The 15,663-nt window shown below is 71.6% G+C and carries 14 protein-coding genes; 3 read left to right on the top strand and 11 right to left on the bottom strand.

From position 1 onward, the window contains the following. Positions 1–450: 450 nt before the first annotated feature. From BKA14_RS02115 to BKA14_RS02100, 4 genes are all read right to left on the bottom strand, one after another. On the bottom strand, positions 451–1,872 hold the full coding sequence (locus BKA14_RS02115) for a DNA polymerase IV (RefSeq protein WP_275412387.1): 1,422 nt from the start codon (positions 1,870–1,872) through the stop codon (positions 451–453). Positions 1,873–2,738: 866 nt separating this feature from the next. Continuing rightward, entirely contained in the window at positions 2,739–3,188 is a 450-nt protein-coding gene (locus BKA14_RS43070; protein WP_203722339.1) for a hypothetical protein, read from the bottom strand. Between the two features lie 15 nt (positions 3,189–3,203). Next, positions 3,204–4,457: an MFS transporter gene (locus BKA14_RS02105; RefSeq protein ID WP_184949245.1), complete on the bottom strand. Its 1,254-nt coding sequence runs from the start codon at positions 4,455–4,457 to the stop codon at positions 3,204–3,206. Further along, positions 4,454–5,026, bottom strand: a complete 573-nt coding sequence (locus BKA14_RS02100) for a winged helix-turn-helix domain-containing protein (protein ID WP_184949244.1) — start codon at positions 5,024–5,026, stop codon at positions 4,454–4,456. Before BKA14_RS02100 ends, BKA14_RS02105 begins: the two co-directional genes overlap by 4 nt. Before the next feature lie 156 nt (positions 5,027–5,182). On the opposite strand from BKA14_RS02100, the gene BKA14_RS02095 reads away from it, so the two are divergent. Continuing rightward, positions 5,183–5,428 carry a PspC domain-containing protein gene (locus BKA14_RS02095; protein WP_184949243.1) on the top strand — a complete coding sequence of 82 codons (246 nt, stop codon included), beginning with the start codon at positions 5,183–5,185 and terminating at the stop codon, positions 5,426–5,428. Here the strand turns inward: BKA14_RS02095 and BKA14_RS02090 are convergent. From BKA14_RS02090 to BKA14_RS02075, 4 genes are read right to left on the bottom strand one after another with little or no spacing between them, the layout of a single operon-like run. Beyond that, positions 5,403–6,299, bottom strand: coding sequence for a cytochrome c biogenesis CcdA family protein (locus BKA14_RS02090; RefSeq protein ID WP_184949242.1), 897 nt, complete (start codon positions 6,297–6,299; stop codon positions 5,403–5,405). The two genes, BKA14_RS02095 and BKA14_RS02090, sit on opposite strands and share 26 nt — an antisense overlap. 1 nt (position 6,300) lies before the next feature. Then, positions 6,301–6,855, bottom strand: coding sequence for a redoxin family protein (locus BKA14_RS02085; RefSeq protein ID WP_184949241.1), 555 nt, complete (start codon positions 6,853–6,855; stop codon positions 6,301–6,303). Beyond that, positions 6,852–8,321 (bottom strand): NADH-quinone oxidoreductase subunit NuoF family protein, encoded by a 1,470-nt coding sequence (locus tag BKA14_RS02080; RefSeq protein ID WP_184949240.1) that lies wholly within the window; start codon positions 8,319–8,321, stop codon positions 6,852–6,854. The genes BKA14_RS02085 and BKA14_RS02080 overlap by 4 nt, the downstream gene beginning before the upstream one ends. Beyond that, entirely contained in the window at positions 8,318–10,096 is a 1,779-nt protein-coding gene (locus tag BKA14_RS02075) for a ferric reductase-like transmembrane domain-containing protein (RefSeq protein WP_239092904.1), read from the bottom strand. The genes BKA14_RS02080 and BKA14_RS02075 overlap by 4 nt, the downstream gene beginning before the upstream one ends. Before the next feature lie 491 nt (positions 10,097–10,587). Here BKA14_RS02075 and BKA14_RS02070 point away from each other — a divergent pair, with 491 nt between their 5' ends. After that, a complete protein-coding gene (locus BKA14_RS02070; RefSeq protein WP_184949238.1) occupies positions 10,588–11,424 on the top strand; it encodes a hypothetical protein in 837 nt (278 codons plus the stop codon). 325 nt (positions 11,425–11,749) lie between these two features. Here BKA14_RS02070 and BKA14_RS02065 read toward each other — a convergent pair whose 3' ends face one another. After that, entirely contained in the window at positions 11,750–12,328 is a 579-nt protein-coding gene (locus BKA14_RS02065; RefSeq protein ID WP_184949237.1) for a TetR/AcrR family transcriptional regulator, read from the bottom strand. Between the two features lie 88 nt (positions 12,329–12,416). On the opposite strand from BKA14_RS02065, the gene BKA14_RS02060 reads away from it, so the two are divergent. Next, the gene (locus BKA14_RS02060) at positions 12,417–12,863 is read left to right on the top strand and encodes an anthrone oxygenase family protein (RefSeq protein ID WP_184949236.1); all 447 of its coding nucleotides are present in this window, start codon (positions 12,417–12,419) and stop codon (positions 12,861–12,863) included. On the opposite strand, the gene BKA14_RS02055 is transcribed toward BKA14_RS02060, so the two are convergent. Together BKA14_RS02055 and BKA14_RS02050 are read right to left on the bottom strand one after the other, a co-directional pair. After that, complete coding sequence (locus tag BKA14_RS02055; RefSeq protein WP_203722338.1) at positions 12,860–13,606, bottom strand: PP2C family protein-serine/threonine phosphatase; 747 nt, start codon at positions 13,604–13,606, stop codon at positions 12,860–12,862. The genes BKA14_RS02060 and BKA14_RS02055 overlap by 4 nt on opposite strands. A gap of 108 nt (positions 13,607–13,714) precedes the next feature. After that, entirely contained in the window at positions 13,715–15,481 is a 1,767-nt protein-coding gene (locus BKA14_RS02050) for a glycoside hydrolase family 6 protein (RefSeq protein ID WP_184949235.1), read from the bottom strand. Positions 15,482–15,663 lie beyond the last annotated feature (182 nt).

Raw genomic sequence — 15,663 nt, 5'->3', positions numbered from 1 at the left:
CGCAACCGCACCAGCCCCGGCCACCGGCCGTCGTGGGCGGCCGGCCAGGCGACCCTTGCGGCCGTCGCGAGCCGCCGGCTCATGCATCTTGGTCACCCCCCCGGCTGCCGGCTCACGCCTCTCACGGCCCCGGACCCGCGTGGACCGCCGCCTCACGCCTCGCGATCGAGGCCCCGGGACCCGGGTGGACCGCCGGCCCACGCCTCCCCATCACGGCCCCTCACGCCTCGCGATCGTGGCCCCGGGGCCTGCGCGGGCCGCCGGTCCACGCCTCCTGATTGCGCCCCGAACCCGCGCGGACCGCCGGCCCACGCCCCCTGATCGCGCCCCGAACCCGCGCGGACCGCCGGCCCACGCCCCCTGATCGCGCCCCGAACCCGCGCGGACCGCCGGCCCACGCCCCCTGATCGCGCCCCGAACCCGCGCGGACCGCCGGCCCACGCCCCCTGATCATGACTCCGGAATCCGCCAGTCGGGCGGGTCGGCCGCCCGCAGCTCCGGATCGTCGGCGGCGAAGTCCCGCACCGGCCCCGGCGGCGTGTTCGGCCCCTCGAAGCGAACGGTGACCCGGCCCCGGCCGCTGCCCCACACCCAGCCGGCCCCGTGCTGCTCGTGCCACACGTCCTGGCCCGGACGCCAGTCCGCTCCCTTGCGCGGCTCCAGCCCCGACCCCCGCTCCGGCTCCGGTTCCCGATATTCCGGCGCGACGATCGGGCGCGGATCGGTGGCCTCGTGGCCGTCCTCGGCCCCGTCGCCGGCCCCGGCCACCGCGCTGAACAGGTCGCCCGGCTCGTCGCCGAACAGGTCGTCCTGCACGAAATCGGCCAGCGTGCTCGCCCCCACCCCCAGCAACCGGATGCCCGCTGACGTGTCGACCTCGGCCAGCAGACGCCGGGCCAGCTGCGCGACAGTCCGCGGGTCGTCGGTGGGCTGAGCCCGCGTGGCGGACCGGGTGATCGTGGTGAAGTCGTAGTGGCGGACCTTGATGGTGATCGTCCGGGCCGACAGCCCCCCGGTGCGCAGCCGCCCCCCGACCCGGCCCGCGAGCAGGTCGAGCTCGGCGTTCAGCCGCCCCCGGTCGGTGAGGTCGACGTCGAACGTCTCCTCCGCGGACACCGACTTGGCCTCGCGCTCCCCCACGATCGGCCGGTCGTCGTCGGCCCGGGCCAGCCGATACAGGCTCGTGCCGTGCGCCTGCCCCAGCCAGTCGACCAGCTCCGGCAACGCGACACCGGCCAGGTCACCGATGGTGTGCACCCGTCCGCGGCGCAGCCGCTCCATGGTCGCCGGCCCCACCCCCGGCAGCCGCGTCACCGGCAACGGATGCAGCAAGGCCTGCTCCTGCCCCGGCGCGGCCACCGTCAACCCGTCCGGCTTGTGCAGGTCGGATCCGATCTTCGCCACGAGCTTGGAGGTGCCGACCCCGACGGACGCCGTCACCCCACCGGTGGCCGCCGCGATCGAGGCCCGAATCCGCTCGGCCAGCGCGGTGACACCCGCGACGGACAGGTCGTGCTCACCCGCTGCCAGGTCGACATACGCCTCGTCGATCGAAACTTGCTCAACCAGCGGCGACACTTCCGCCAGCAAGGCCATGACCACTTCACTGGTGCGCCGATAGGCAGCAAACCGCGGCGAAAGAAAGGCCGTCCCCGGCGGACACCGCCGCCGAGCCTCAGCGGTGGACATCGCCGACCGCGCCCCGAACCGCCGAGCTTCGTACGACGCCGTCGACACCACGCCGCGCCCAGCCACCCCACCCACGATGACCGGCCGCCCCCGCAGCGAAACCTTGTCCCGCTGCTCCACGGCGGCGAACATGGCGTCAAGGTCAACATGCGCAATGCTCGCCTCACGCCTCAACCCAGCCACGCTTCCAGTGTGGTCCGGGGGTACGACAAGAACGCCACCCACCGCTGCCTCAGCCCCGCCCCCAGCCCGAGTGCTCGATCACAGCCGCTTGGGCATCCTAGGAGGCTAGGCAACTGCGGTCACCAGGCTGCCGACGGGCCGTCGCGGACTGTCGCGGACTGTCGCTGACTGTCACCGTCGAGCCGTCGCCGTCGCGGCGGTTGCTGTCGCTGCGGTTGCTGTCGCTGCGGTTGCTGTCGCTGCGGTTGCTGTTGCGGCGGTTGCTGTCGCAGCGGTTGCTGTTGCGGCGGTTGCGGTCAAGCCAGGCGCTATCGAGCCAGGCGCCGTCGCGGCGGTTACTGCCGAACCGGACGTTACGAGCCAGGCGCTGCCGAACCGGGCCGCTACCGAATCGGGCGCCACCAAGGCGGGAGCTGTTGAACCGGGCGCCGTCGAGGCGAGCACTACCGAGCCAGACGCAAACGAGGCGAGCACTAACGAGCCAGACGACGTCGAGGCGATGGCTGCCGAGCGGCTGCTGCCGAAACGGCCACTACCGAGGCGGGCACTACCGAGCCAGGCGTCCCCGAGGCGGTGGCTGCCGAACAAGCCACTGTCGAGCTGGGCGTTACTGCGGCAGGTGCTGCGAAACCAGGCGCCGTCAAGGCGGGCGCTGCAGAGCCGGACCCCGCCGAGCACTACCCGGCCGGCGCTGCCGAACCGAGCACTACCAAGCCGAGCACTACCGAGCGGGCGCTGCCGAGCCGAGCACTACCAAGCGGGCGCTGCCGAGCCGAGCACTACCAAGCGGGCGCTGCCGAGCCGAGCACTACCAAGCGGGCGCTGCCGAGCCGAGCACTACCAAGCGGGCGCTGCCGAGCCGAGCACTACCGAACCGTGCGCTGTGGATCGGGCGTCGCCGGAGTCTCGACGCCGAACCGGTGTGCAGCGTCGTTCGTGAGCGACCTGCGGCTACGGCCGATGCGCTCCGGCGATGAGGCAGTGGTGTCCTGCGAGCGACTACCGACAGGCTGTTCGAGGCGGATCACGACCAACGGCAAGGTCGAGGTTGGGCCGCCTCGCCAGGTGTCCCAGGAAGTCGACCCAGCGCGGCCCGCAACGAACGGCCCACCGGCGGAAACCGGTGGGCCGTTCGGGGAACGGCTGTCACGATCAGCGGAAGTAGCGGGCGGCCAACGCCCCGCCGCGACAGTCCAGCCGGCCAGTACGGTCAGGTGCAGCAGCGACGGGCAGGAACCGCCGGTGGCGTCCTGTAAAGCCTGGACGCCGGCGCCGAGCGGGGTGAGGTCGCTGATCGTGCGCAGGGTGTCGTTCATCGGTTGATGGGTGGATCAGTCCGCGCCGGTGGTGGGCAGGTCGTGCATCGTCCGCAGCGGCGAGAAATAGATCCACAATGCTCCGAGCAGCGCGCCCACGGTGGCGATCCATAGCGATTCCCGTACGCCGAGGGCCGCGCCCAGTCCTCCGCCGATGAGCGCGCCGATCGGCCGGATGCCGTAGTTGACGGTGCGTTTGAAGCCGGACACGACGGCCAGCATCGTGTGCGGGGTGGCCGCCGTCTGCGCGGAGCCGCCGGTGATGTCGAGGACCATGACGCCCAGGGCGGCCAGGAACTCGGCCACGAACAGGGCCGCGAAGATCACCCAGCGCGGGCCCGCGGCCGCCGGCACCAGGATCAGCGGGGCCGGGAAGAGCAGATAGCCCAGGAGCACGGCCGGTCCGAGCCCGATCCGGCGGCTGAGCGGTCCGGCGATCGCGGCCCCGAGCAGACCGCCGATCGAGCCCAGGCCGATGATCACGCCGAGGGCGCCCGGCGAGACGTGCAGTTCGGTGGTCACGTAGAGGACGAACAGGGCGGCGAAGATGTAGTTGAAGAGGTTGAGCGTGGTCGCGCCGAGCAGCAGCGCCCGCAGCACGGCCGAGCGGAGCACGAACCGTACGCCCGCAAGCATGCCTTTGACCTCCGCGCCGGACGCGGCGGGCGGCTCGTCGACCCGCACCCGGGTCAGGAAGACGGCCGACAGCAGGTAGGTCAGCACGTCGGCGATCAGCGCGACCGGGGCGGTCAGCGTCTGCACGAGCAGGCCGCCCAGGCTGGGGCCGGCCACGAACGACGCCGCCCGGCTGCCGTTGAGCAGCGTGTTGGCGTCCACGTAGTCGTCGCGGCGCACGAGCGTGGCGAACAGGCTGGCGTGCGCGACCTCGAACAGCAGCGAGAACACGCCGGCCAGGAACGTCACCGCGTAGAGCAGGGGCAGCGTGAGCTGGCCGGCCCACCACAGCACGGGCACGCAGAGCAGCAGGGCGGCGCGGCTGACGTCGGCCACCACCATGATCTTGCGTTTGTCGTGGCGGCGGTCGGCCCAGGCCCCGGCGGGCAGCGAGAGGAACAGGTTGGGCAGCAGCGCGGCCGCGGTCAGGTAGCCCATCTGCTCGGGGCCGGCCCCGACGGCCAGGACCGCGAGCAGCGGCACGGCGATGAGGGTGATCTGGTCGCCGATGAGCGAGACGGTCTGCGCCGACCAGTAGCGGCGGAACGCGGCCGCCCGCAGCAGCCGGAGCGGGGTCTCGGCGGTGACGGTCATCGGGGCACCGGCCCGCGCGGGATCGCCATCTGGATGATCTGGATCGGGCGGGATCCGGCGGGCCGGGCCGCGGGGTCGGTGGCCCGGTGGTGGAAGCGGGCCGCCAGTTCCTGGATCTGCTCGTCGAGCTCGCGCAGTTCGTCGGGTGTGACGTGGATCAGGAGGTCGCCGAACCCGGCCGCGGCCCGCCACTCGGCCGGCTCGTCGGCCCGGCTGGCCAGATAGTCCTGCGCGCGTTGCGTGAAGATGCCGAGCAGCACGCTGTTGAGCTGGTCGGTGGCCGCCCGCATGGCCGGGTCGTCGGTGTCGTCGTCCCACGAGGTCGTGTGCGCGGTGGCCCGCCACGGCCGCTCGCGCCCGTCGGCCCCCGGCACCCGCTCGGCGAACCCGTATTTGGCCAGTTGCCGCAGGTGGAACGAGCAGTTGGGCACGTTGTCGTCGAGCTCGGCCGCGGCCCGGGTCGCGGTCATGGGCCCGTCGGAGCGTAGGAGACCGATCAGCCGTACGCGTAACGGGTGCGCGTAGGCCCGGAGCGTGCGCGGATCGGTGACCTTGAAATCATCGCTCATTCCTAGAGGATTCTTTAGAAAGAGTTCTCTAGCAAGTGGTTATCAGGGTTTCCGGCTCAGGGTCGAGCCAGGGCAGTTCCGGATGTCGATCGGCGCGGCCGCAGCCCACCATTGATGTATCAGGCCGAACGAGCCGCAGATGGAGAGAGAGACCTCATGAACGCCGTGCACGACAGCATGTCCCGCCAGGGCCTTTCCCGGCCGCGCGAGGGCCGGCTCCTCGCCGGTGTCGTCGCTGGACTGGCCCGCCGCTTCGGTATCGACCCGTGGCTGGCCCGCCTGCTCTTCGTGGTGGTCCTGCTGGCCATCCCGGGCAGCCAGATCCTGGTCTACCCGATCCTGTGGATCGTGATGCCGTCCGAGAAGAACGAGTTCGTCAGCGCGTACCCGCCGGCCGCCTGACCTCCTGATCCGTAACCCTTTCGCTGGAGAACGGCCCGCCTCGTGCGGGCCGTTTCTTCGTCAGCACCACCAGGGCGAGCAGCGCGATCGCGACGACGACCACGAACGGCCACGCGCCCAGGGCGGCGACGACCGAGCTGAGCCACCGCTGCACGACGGCCGCCGCGTTGATCACCGGGTCGGTGCCGGCCAGCCGCAGATCGCCGGCCAGGCGCAACTCGTACCAGCCGTAGTAGGCCACGTAGAGCCCGCACACGACCAGGATCGCGCCGCCCACGCGCGGCACCAGCCCGAGCAGGCCCCGGATCCGGGTGAGCAGCGAGACCCGTACGAGCGCCACGGCCACCGCGGTGGCGCTCACCACCAGGGCCATTCCTCCGGCGTACGCGAAAAAGAGCGCGACGCCGGAGCCGATCGAACCCGCCCGCAGGCTCGACACCACGAGGGCCAGGAACGGGCCGACCGCGCAGCCCAGCGAGGCCACCGCGTACGCCATCCCGAAGAGCACGGTCGAGCCGGTCGAACCGGTCAGCACCGGCGCGCGGACGGTGACCGACGGTAACGAGCGCCCGGCCAGCAGCCACCCGCCGAGCGCAGCCAGCCCCAGGCCGAGCACCACGGTCAGCCAGGGCAGGCGGGGTTGCAGCGCGCCGGCGATCGGGGTGAGCACCAGGCCGAACGCGCCGAACACGACCGCGTAGCCGAGCGCCAGGGCCGCGCCCGCCTGGAGCGCGCGCCCGACGGCCCGGACGGGACGGCCCGGTTCGGCCGCGACGAGCACCGAGAGATACGCCGGCAGGAGCGCGAAGCCGCACGGGTTGACCGCACCGAGCATGCCGGCGGTCAACGCGAGCAGCAGCTGCCCGGCCATGTCAGGCGGTCAGCGCCTTCACCTGGCCGGTCAGCTGCAGGTCGTCCAGATAACCCGTGTGCCGGACCTCGCCGTCGCGGTCGAGCACGACGTACAGGCTCTGCTCGGTGATCTTGAATTTCTTCCAGATCTTGCCGGCGCCGTCGTCGAGGTGGGTCACGTTGCCGACCTCAAGATCCTTGACGAACTGGTGCATGTCCTTGTTGCCGCCCATGCCCGCGATGCCCAGGAACGACAGCTTGTCGCCGTACTCCTCCTGCAGGTCGCGGACGCTCTGGGCCTCGCTGGCGCAGGTCGCGCACCAGGGCGCCCAGAACCACAGGATGGTGGGCTTGCCGGCCAGGGTAGTCGCGTCGAAAGCCTGGCCGTCGAGGGTCTTGCCGCTGAACTTGAGCGCCGCGGGGACAACGACCGGGACGTCCGTCCGGTCCGCCGAAGCCACGGGGGTGGGGACTGCTGCCGGCTCCACGAAAGCCGGCGGCGAAGAGGGCGCGCTGCTGCACCCGGCGGCGAGCAGCACGGTCGCCGCCGAGAACAGAACAGCGCGCCGCTTCACTTGGCCGCCTCCGTGAGTCGCAGGGCCAGCGCCGGGCAGACGTTGACGGCCTTACGGGCGCCGTTCTCGAGCCACGGCGGCAGCGGCGTCTGCGGGAACGCCGGGAAGCCGTTGGCGTCGAGCCGGATGATCTCGGGGGCCACGGCCGAGCAGAGCCCGTGCCCGTCGCACCGCGACCAGTCCACCGCGAGCCGCCGCGCGCCCTGCTCCGCCGTGTAAGGCAGGGGCAGAATTCCCCGTACGCTCTTGCCGCAGCCCTCGCCGTTGGTGTGCGCCTCCACGTCCTTGGCGAACACTTCGAGCGCGGACAGCGCGAACCGGGCCGTGCCGTCGGGGTGGCTGCACGCGCCGCGGCCCTTGACCACACCGGCCGCCTGGCGCACGTTCTCCACCGCGTTGCCGCCCAGCGAGACCAGCGTGACCGCGCGGGCCAGGTCGGGCAGGCCCAGCCGGCAGGGGCCGCACTGACCGGCCGACTCGCCCGCCAGGTATTGCACGACCTGAGAGACCTCGCCCAGCGGGCAGGTCTTGGAGCCGATCGGGATCAGCATGCCGGCGCCCAGCGTGCCGCCCACGCCGGCGAACCCCTTGCGGGAGATCGTGACGGTCTGCGCGGCCTCGGCGGTGATCCACTTGCCGTGGTAGCCGCCGACCAGCAGGCCCGGGCCGATGTCGGCGCCGCACATGTTGAGCACGTCCATGAGCGGGGTGCCGGTCGGCGCCTCGACCACTGCCGGGTTGGTGGCCGAGCCGCCCACGGTCAGCATGACCGTGCCCGGCTCCTCGGGGATGCCGACCGCGTTGTACTCCCACGGGCCGAGCCGGGCCGCGATCGCCAGCTGCGAATACGTCTCGGCGTTGGAGAGCAGGGTGGGCAGACCCATGACGCCGTTGTCGCTGGAGCGCACCTTGCGGCCGGGCGGGATGTGCGCCTCGCCGTTGATGCCGCGCACCAGCGCGCCACCCTCACCGGAGATGAACCGGTGCGGCACCGTGACGATGCGGGTCGGGCAGGGCATGCGCCGCTCGGCCAGGGCCGCGGTGAGTGAGCTCTGACCGATGCCGTCGTCGGCGATGCCGATGACGATCTCCTCGGCGTCGAGGGCGGCCGCGGCCAGCGCGGCCCCGTCCAGGATCAGGTGCGGGGCCCGGGTCAGCACCGCCTTGTCCTTCCAGGACGGGGGCTCACCCTCGGTCGCGTTGACCACGATCACCGGCGGCAGCTCCTGCCGGCGGCACGAGTCGAGCACCGCGCGCACCTTCCGGGCGAACGGGAAACCCGCACCGCCGCGTCCGCGCAGCTCGATCCGGTCGGCCAGACCGATCAGCTCACCGGAGGACAGGGCCGCGAACCCGCCGTGCACCTCCTGGTGCGCGAGCAGGTCGAGACGGCCGTACTCGTCGAAGCCCGCGGTGATCCGCGGCGTGCCGATCGAGGTGACCGGCGGAACCTGCGACGCGCTCAATTCGCTTCCCCTCGCAGCTGCGACCAGTAACCGTCGTCAGCCTCGTCCTCCACCCGGCCGCGCCCACCGCGGCGGGCTCCCCTGCCCGCCTGGACGCGTCCGGAATCCTGCTGCTCCCGCCGGGCTCGCCGGGACGCCATGTCGACCAGGGTCGGCGTCTCGTCGGGCTCCATGTACGTCGGGTCGTCGGCGAGATCGACGAACCCGCTGCGGCTGTGCCGCCCTGAATCGGCGCCTGAGATGTCTGCGCCCCGGTCGCGCCGAGCCCGGGGCGCATCCTCGGTCTCCCGGTCGTAGCGGGACTCCGAGCGCGACCGCCGGGGCGGCGGGGCGTCGTCGTCGTAGCGGCCGCGCTGGCGGGGCACCTCGTCGTAGGAGTCGGCGTGGCGGCTGGAGCGCGGCGGCTCCTCGTAGAACGGCATGTCACCGCGGCGGCGCGAGCGCGGCGGCTCGTCATCGTCGTCGGCGTAACGGCGGCGGCGGGGAGCGGGCTCGTCGTAGCCGGGTTCCGCGTAGCCGTCCATCTCGACGCGCCGCATCCGGGTCTGCGTGTCCTCGAAGTCGGGCCGGCGCATCCGGGTGCCGGTGTCCTCCATCTCGACCCGGCGCATCCGGGTCTGCGTGTCCTCGAAGTCGGGCCGGCGCATCCGGGTGCCGGTGTCCTCGAAGCCGTCCATCTCGACCCGGCGCATGCGGGTGTTCGTGTCCTCCAGCTCGGGGCGGCGCATCCGCGTGCCGGTCTCCTCCAGCTCGGAGCGGCGCATCCGCGTGCCGGTCTCCTCCAGCTCGGAGCGGCGCATCCGGGTGCTGGTGTCCTCGCCCGGGTAGCGGCGGCCGCGCGGCTCGTCGTACTCGATCTCGTCCTCGACGCGGCGGCCGCGGCCGCGGCGCTCGTCCTGCTCGTAGCGCGGCATCATGCCGGTGGGCTCGTCGAACGTCTCCGCGCGGGCCTGGCGCGGGCGCGGGGCGACCAGGTCACCGGCGGGCGGCGGGGCGACCGGCGGGGCCATGACCTCGACCGGCTGGAACGTGTCGACCACGGCGACCGGGCCCAGTCGCTCGGGCTCGACGGGCGCGGCCCGCTCGCGGCGGCCGGGGCGCTTCGCGGCCGGCGAACTGGTGGGCACCAGCGAGCCGACCGGCTTCAGGCCGCCCGGCGCGGCGGTCGAGGAGAAGTCCTTGTTGCGGTTGAGCGAGACGGAGAGGCGGACGGCCAGGCCGACCAGCACGCCCAGCACACAGACGATGTAGCTGACGACGACCCAGGTGGCCGCGGGCCGGCCGGCGCTGAGACCGTGCATCAGGGCGGTCGGCCAGATCAGGTACGAGATCGAGTGGATGCCCCGCCACATCCAGGGGCTGCCCCGGCCGATGAACCGCGAACGCATGATGCCCGTCCACATCACCAGGATCATGACCCAGCCGGAGATCGTGCCGAAGCCGATCCACACCCGCTTGTCGCCCTGGTAGAGGAACGGGATGAACGCGTCGATGACCGAGGCGTGCTTCTCGACGATCTTCATCCAGACGTGCAGGAAGAGCGCGGTGACCGCGATGACGCCGGTGGTGCGGTGCGCGGACTGCAGGAGCACGCGTTGGCGGATCGAGAGGACCAGCCGGTCGGTGGAGACCAGGCCGATCATGATCGTGATGGACAGGGACACGAGCGTGATCACGCCGACGTAGTACTCGGTGTAGGTGAAGACGTACACATAGCCGATGCGACCGGGCTTGGTCATCATCGCGACCGCCCAGATGGCGGCGATCACGCTCACGGCCAGAATCGCTACCGCGCCCCGGGAGGGCGCTCCTTTACCGGTAGCACCTACGTCGACGGGTACACGATTGGCGGATCGCTCACTACTACTCGTCCGGGCCATAACTCCTCGTTCTCCGCAGCGGTCACGTCCCGTGGGCGGTGGGACGCAGGCACCCGTGGGGAGTGCCCCCTGCTTCACGTTGTTGCCGGGCAGCGATCGGCATCGGCCGGTCCCTGCCCATCCCCCAACTACGTGCCGCAAGCGGGTTCGGATGAACGCCTGACGGTTCTTTTGTCGCCTACTTTCCAGCGAGGGCTGCCAGATGGGCGCTGAGCTGCGAAGACATGCCGGAGAAACAGTTGCCTGAGCGAAAAATAAGGCGTCACGGAGCAGTGACCCAGCGCACCCGGTGAACCTTTGAGGCCTCCGCTGCGAACCATCACCTGTGGCCTCGGTCATGCAGTCACTCAGGTACGAAGTGGCCGAGGCTTGAAGTCGCCCGAGGCATGAAGGAGATGATCGGCATGCGGCACCTGACCCGAGGGGGGACTCGGATCAGCGCTGTCCTCGTCGCCGTGGCGATGCTGGCGTGGGCCTCCCCGGCACGCGCCGACGTGCCGGGCTTCGAGGTCAAGGTGGGGCAGGCACCCCGGACGTTCACGATCGGCAAGGACGCCGGCACACTCACCGCGGTTGCCTCGACCGATCGCGGCCGCCGCTGCCTCAAGGTGCGGTGGGCGCTGACCATCGAGACCAAGGGCATCAGCCTCGACCAGATCCGCGTGACCCGGGTGGAGAACAACCAGTCCTTCCCCGTACGGGCCGGGGTCGAGGACGAGACGGCGACAGTGGTCGACGAGCGGCTCGACCCGGGGCAGCTCTGCCAGGGACGCACGGTGACGGGCCGCTGGGACGTGGCGTTCACCGGCCCCGACGACGGCGAGGTGACCTTCCGGGCGCAGGCCTTCGACGCCGCCGGCCGGCTGCTCAGCTCCACCGGCACCGAGTCCCAGGTGGTCAGCCCGGTCGCCGCCGAGCCGAGCGAAAGCCCGTCGCCGTCCCCGTCGGCCGTGCCCACCCAGGACATCGAAGTCGAGGAGGAGGATCCCGTCGAGGAGCAGGCGGCCGGCGCGGAGCCCGCACCGTCCGACCAGGCCCTGACCCCCGCTTCGAGCAGCTCGAACGTGCTCGGGGTGGGCCTGATCGTGGGCGCGCTGATGGTCTTCCTCGGCGTCGGCATGCTGCTGCGGCTGCGCCTGCGCAACCGCCGCCAGCCCGCCTGGCAGACCGAGACCCAGGCCATGCCCACCGGTTTCGAGAGCATGCCGCGCCGGCGTAATTAAGAGATTCCTGCAGATGCGTTTCGCTGCCTTTAAGGTCCCCACGGCCTGGTAGCGCTAGGTTCAATCACCAACAGCCCGCGAGCCACTACGTTCGGCACACGCGCCGGACACCGATGCGGCTCACCGCTTCGCCCGCGTTTCTCGCCGGGCGCGACTCCGGGCCGGCCGAGGTGGGCACCCCGGCCGCGACGGCGTCGGCCCGCGAGAGCAGAGCACGGCGAAGCCCGGCGGATGGGCGGCTGACTCCGCGCGTGGGGCGCGGGTCAGCCGCCGTCCGTCAGCGCACGGCCGCGTCCGCGCCCGGCTGGATCAGCGTCCGGCTGCGTCAGCTCCCGGCGAATCGGCTCACGAGCAGCTCCGTCCGCAGTTCGGCGAACTCCGCCGGGAGCCGGCCGGCCCGGGTCAGGGTGGCCAGCCCGTGCAGGGCCGACCAGAACACCTCGGTGAACAACCCCGGGTGCACCCCCTCGCCGGCGACCTCACCCAGGCTCTCCAGCAGCGCCGCGAAGGCGTCCTTGAGCGGCTCCGGAGTCTCCTCGACAGCGAACGCCAGGCCGCCGTCGAGCTGGAACATGGCGTCGTAGACGGCCGGATGGCGGGCGGCGAAATCGAGATAGGCGCCGGCCAGGGCGGCCACGCGGGCCCGCGGGCCGTCCGCGGCGGCGGTCGCGGCCCGCAACGCAGCGGCCAGCTCGGCGGCCCCCTCGAGGGCGACGGCGCCGATGATCTCGCGTTTGCCACGGAAGTGGCTGTAGAGGACGGGCTGGCTGTATTCGATGCGCTCGGCCAGCCGGCGGGTGGTGACCGCGTCCCACCCCTGCTGCTCGGCCAGCTCGCGGGCCGTGGCCAGGATCAGGCGCTCCCGGACCGCCCGCTCCCGCTCTTTGCGTTCCTGTACCGACATGCGGCGATCCTAGCACTGCTAGACATCGTAGCGACAGCAGTGCTAGCGTCGAACTATCAGCTAGCGCCGCTAGAACCGGGGAGGAAGCATGCTCGGCACACTTCAAGTAGTCACCGTCGTGAGCGTCGGCCTGATGGTGGGGGTCGAACTCGCCGTCGCCCTCGTCCTCAACCGGATCCTCGACGCGCTCCCCGGCGACGCCGGTCAGCTCGGCCGCGCGCACGGCGGCCGGATGCTCGGGGCCGCGATGCCGGTCTGGTACATCAGCTCGCTCGCCCTCGTCGTGATCTGGGCGGCCGCCGGCTGGGGCGACGCCGGCACCGGCCTCGTCGTCACCGCGGGCGCGCTGCTGATCGTCAGCGTGATCATGTCGGTGCTGCTGCTCGTCCCGATCAACAACCTGAGCAAGACGTGGACCCCGGAGAACCGGCCCGCCGACTGGAAGCAGCAGATGAACCGCTGGGATCGCTTCCATTACCTCCGTGTCGCGGTCATCGTCGGCGCGTTCACCCTGCTCGTGGTGGCTCTGGTCTAGACGGTGCGCTCCACGCGGACGACGACCGCCGTGGCGTTGTCGCGGCCACCGGCGGTCAGGGAGTCCTCGAGCAGGGCGTGCACGGCGGCGCCGGGGTCGTCGTTGGCCAGCACCCGGGTCAGATTCTCGTACGTGAGCTGGTCGGAAACGCCGTCGGTGCAGAGCAGATAGACGTCGCCGGGCTGCAGGGTCACGTTGATCAGATCGGGCTCGGGGCCGTCGGGGTGCCCGGCGTAGCGGGTCAGGCGGTAGCGGGCGGTGGCCGCCTCGGCCGAGTCGTGGGCGAACCAGCCGTGCAGCAGGCCCACCCAGGCGATCGTGTGGTCGACGGTGAGCAGGTCGAGCAGGCCGTCGCGCAGCCGGTAGGCGCGGGAGTCGCCCAGCTGCACGATCCAGGCGGAGGCGTCCCCGGCCGCCACGAGCGCGGTCAGCGTGCAGCCGGTCAGCCCGGCCAGCGTGCGCCCGGCCCCCCGTACGGACTCCTGGGCCCGGGCCACCGCGGCCCGCAGCGAGGCCGCGCCGTCACCCACCGCGGCCTCGCGCACGAAGACCTCGACTGCCGTACTGCCGGCCACCGTGCTGCCCGGGCCGTCACCCATGCCGTCGGCCACCACCGCCAGCGGGCCTCCCGGGTCGAGGTGCACCACGTCGTAGTTGGTGTCGTACCGCTCCCCCACGACACTGCCGGCCGCCGCGGTGAGGCGACGACCGGCAGTGGTCCAACCGACCTTGGTGATGTCCACCTGTTCTTTGTAGTACACCGCCGTGCGGCTGGGGCGGCCGCGGACAAACACCGGGCCCCGCTCCTCGTGGGTTAGAGCGGGGCCCGGCGGTCCTGTTTACCCGTTGCTTTACAGCGCCGGGTAGGCGTTGGCCATCAGCTGGCGGAACTGCGCCGAGAACCAGGCGCCGGAGATCGGCGCGTCGGGCAGGGCGCCACTCATGCTGTTGCCGTTGCGGGCGTTACCGGTGTAGGTCGGGTCGCACATCCGGTCGAAGCCCTTGCCCTCGTCGTTCGGGATCAGCTTGGACGAGCCGTCCGACTCACCCGGGGGCTTGACCCAGACGTACGCGTCGATGCCGCTGGCCGGGGCCGCGGTCGGGCGCTCGCCCAGGCCCGCACCGGACTGGTTGCACCAGTTGCCGGCGTGGATCCGGCGGTCGATGCGCGACTCGTTGACGAAGGTGTCGATGTTCGTCGAGGTGCTGGCCGCCGTCGGGCGGGCCGAGCCACCCCAGCCGTTACGGCTGGTGTCGATCAGCATGCCGATGTTCGAGTTGAAGCCGACCGAGACCAGCTTGTTGCGGAAGGCCTGGGCGAAGCTCAGCTCATCGGTGTACTGGTTCCAGTCGATCCACTTCGACTGCCGCACGCTCTGGCCACCGACCTGGGTGGTCGGCTGCACGAAGGGCTCCCGCAGGGCCGAGTAGTTGGCCGTGTTGGTGATGAAGCCGGTGACGTTGCTGACGTTGCCGGAGGCACGGGCGGCCTCGAGCATGATGTCGGCGGTGGGGCCGAAGTTCGAGTCCCAGCCGATCCAGCCGTGGTGCGCGGCGTCGACGTAGTTGTAGGTGTTGGGCAGCGCGCCGAGCTTGTTGAGCGCGTAGCCGATGCCCTGCACGTATCCGCCGTTGGCCTTCATCGTGTCGCAGGTCGCCGTGCCGCCGGCCTGGCCGGAGGTGTTGGTGACCAGGTTCGGCAGCGAGTCGATCTCGACGATGTTGATGATCCGCAGGCTGCGGTACTTGGCGTCGGACTGGATCGCGGCGATCGGGTCGATGTACTCGGCCTTGTAGCGCGGCAGGTCGTTCGGGCCCAGCTCACCGTTCGAGGCGAGCGCGGCGCAGTCGCGGCCGGGCAGGTTGTAGATGACGAGCTGGATGTAGCCGGCGCCCTGGGCGACAGCGGCGTCCAGGTGGTCGCGCAAGCCCATCGAGCCGTTGGAGCTGCTGTCGTCGGTGCCCTCGATCGCGGCGATCCGGTCCAGCCAGACGGCGGTCGGGTTGTTCGAGACGCGGCTGCCGCCGGGCTCGGCGTCGGCCTTGGCCTTCCACTCCGGGTTGACGTAGCCCTTGGCACCCGCGTACGGGTTGTCCACCTTGCCGGTCGTCGGCGGCGGGGTCGTCGGCGGCGGCGTGGTCGGGGGCGGCGTGGTCGGCGGCGGGGTGGTCGGGCCGCCGGTCGGCGGCGGGGTCGTCGGGCCGGTGGCGCCGGTGCAGGCCACGCCGTTGAGCGAGAACGTCGCGGGGTTGGCGTTGGTGCCCGAGTAGCTGGCGTTGAAGCCGAAGCTCGCGCTGCCGTTGGTCGGGAGCGAGCCCGCCCAGGACGGGTTGGTCGCCGTCACGTTCTGGCCGGACTGGGTGATCGTGGCGCTCCAGCCCTGGGTGATCTGCTGGTTGCCGGCGAAGGCCCAGGTCACCCGCCAGCCACCGGAGATCGGGTCACCGAGGTTGGTCACGTTGACCGTGCCGGTGAAGCCGGTGCTCCAGCTGTTGGCGGAGTAGTCGACCCGGCAGCCGGCCGCGGCGCTCGCGCTGGTGGCGGCGAAGACGCCCACCCCCGTGACGAGCGAAGCGGCGGCGGCCGCGGTCAGGCCGCGGATGAGGACAGGTCTCATGTGGTGGCTCCTCGAGACATGCGGCGGCACCCCAGAAGGCGCCGGGGGATCAGCCGGAGATATATCGAGGGGCATCGCTCCCCGGCTGTTTCGACAGCATGACATGGGAGCGCTCCCACCGCAATCGCCTGTTAACAAGAGGTCCGCCCGGCGGCTTTTGTGGTCATGACGTATAACGGACC

Source organism: Paractinoplanes abujensis (assembly GCF_014204895.1).
Taxonomy (GTDB): domain Bacteria; phylum Actinomycetota; class Actinomycetes; order Mycobacteriales; family Micromonosporaceae; genus Actinoplanes; species Actinoplanes abujensis.
This window is presented reverse-complemented; position numbering and strand designations above follow the sequence as displayed.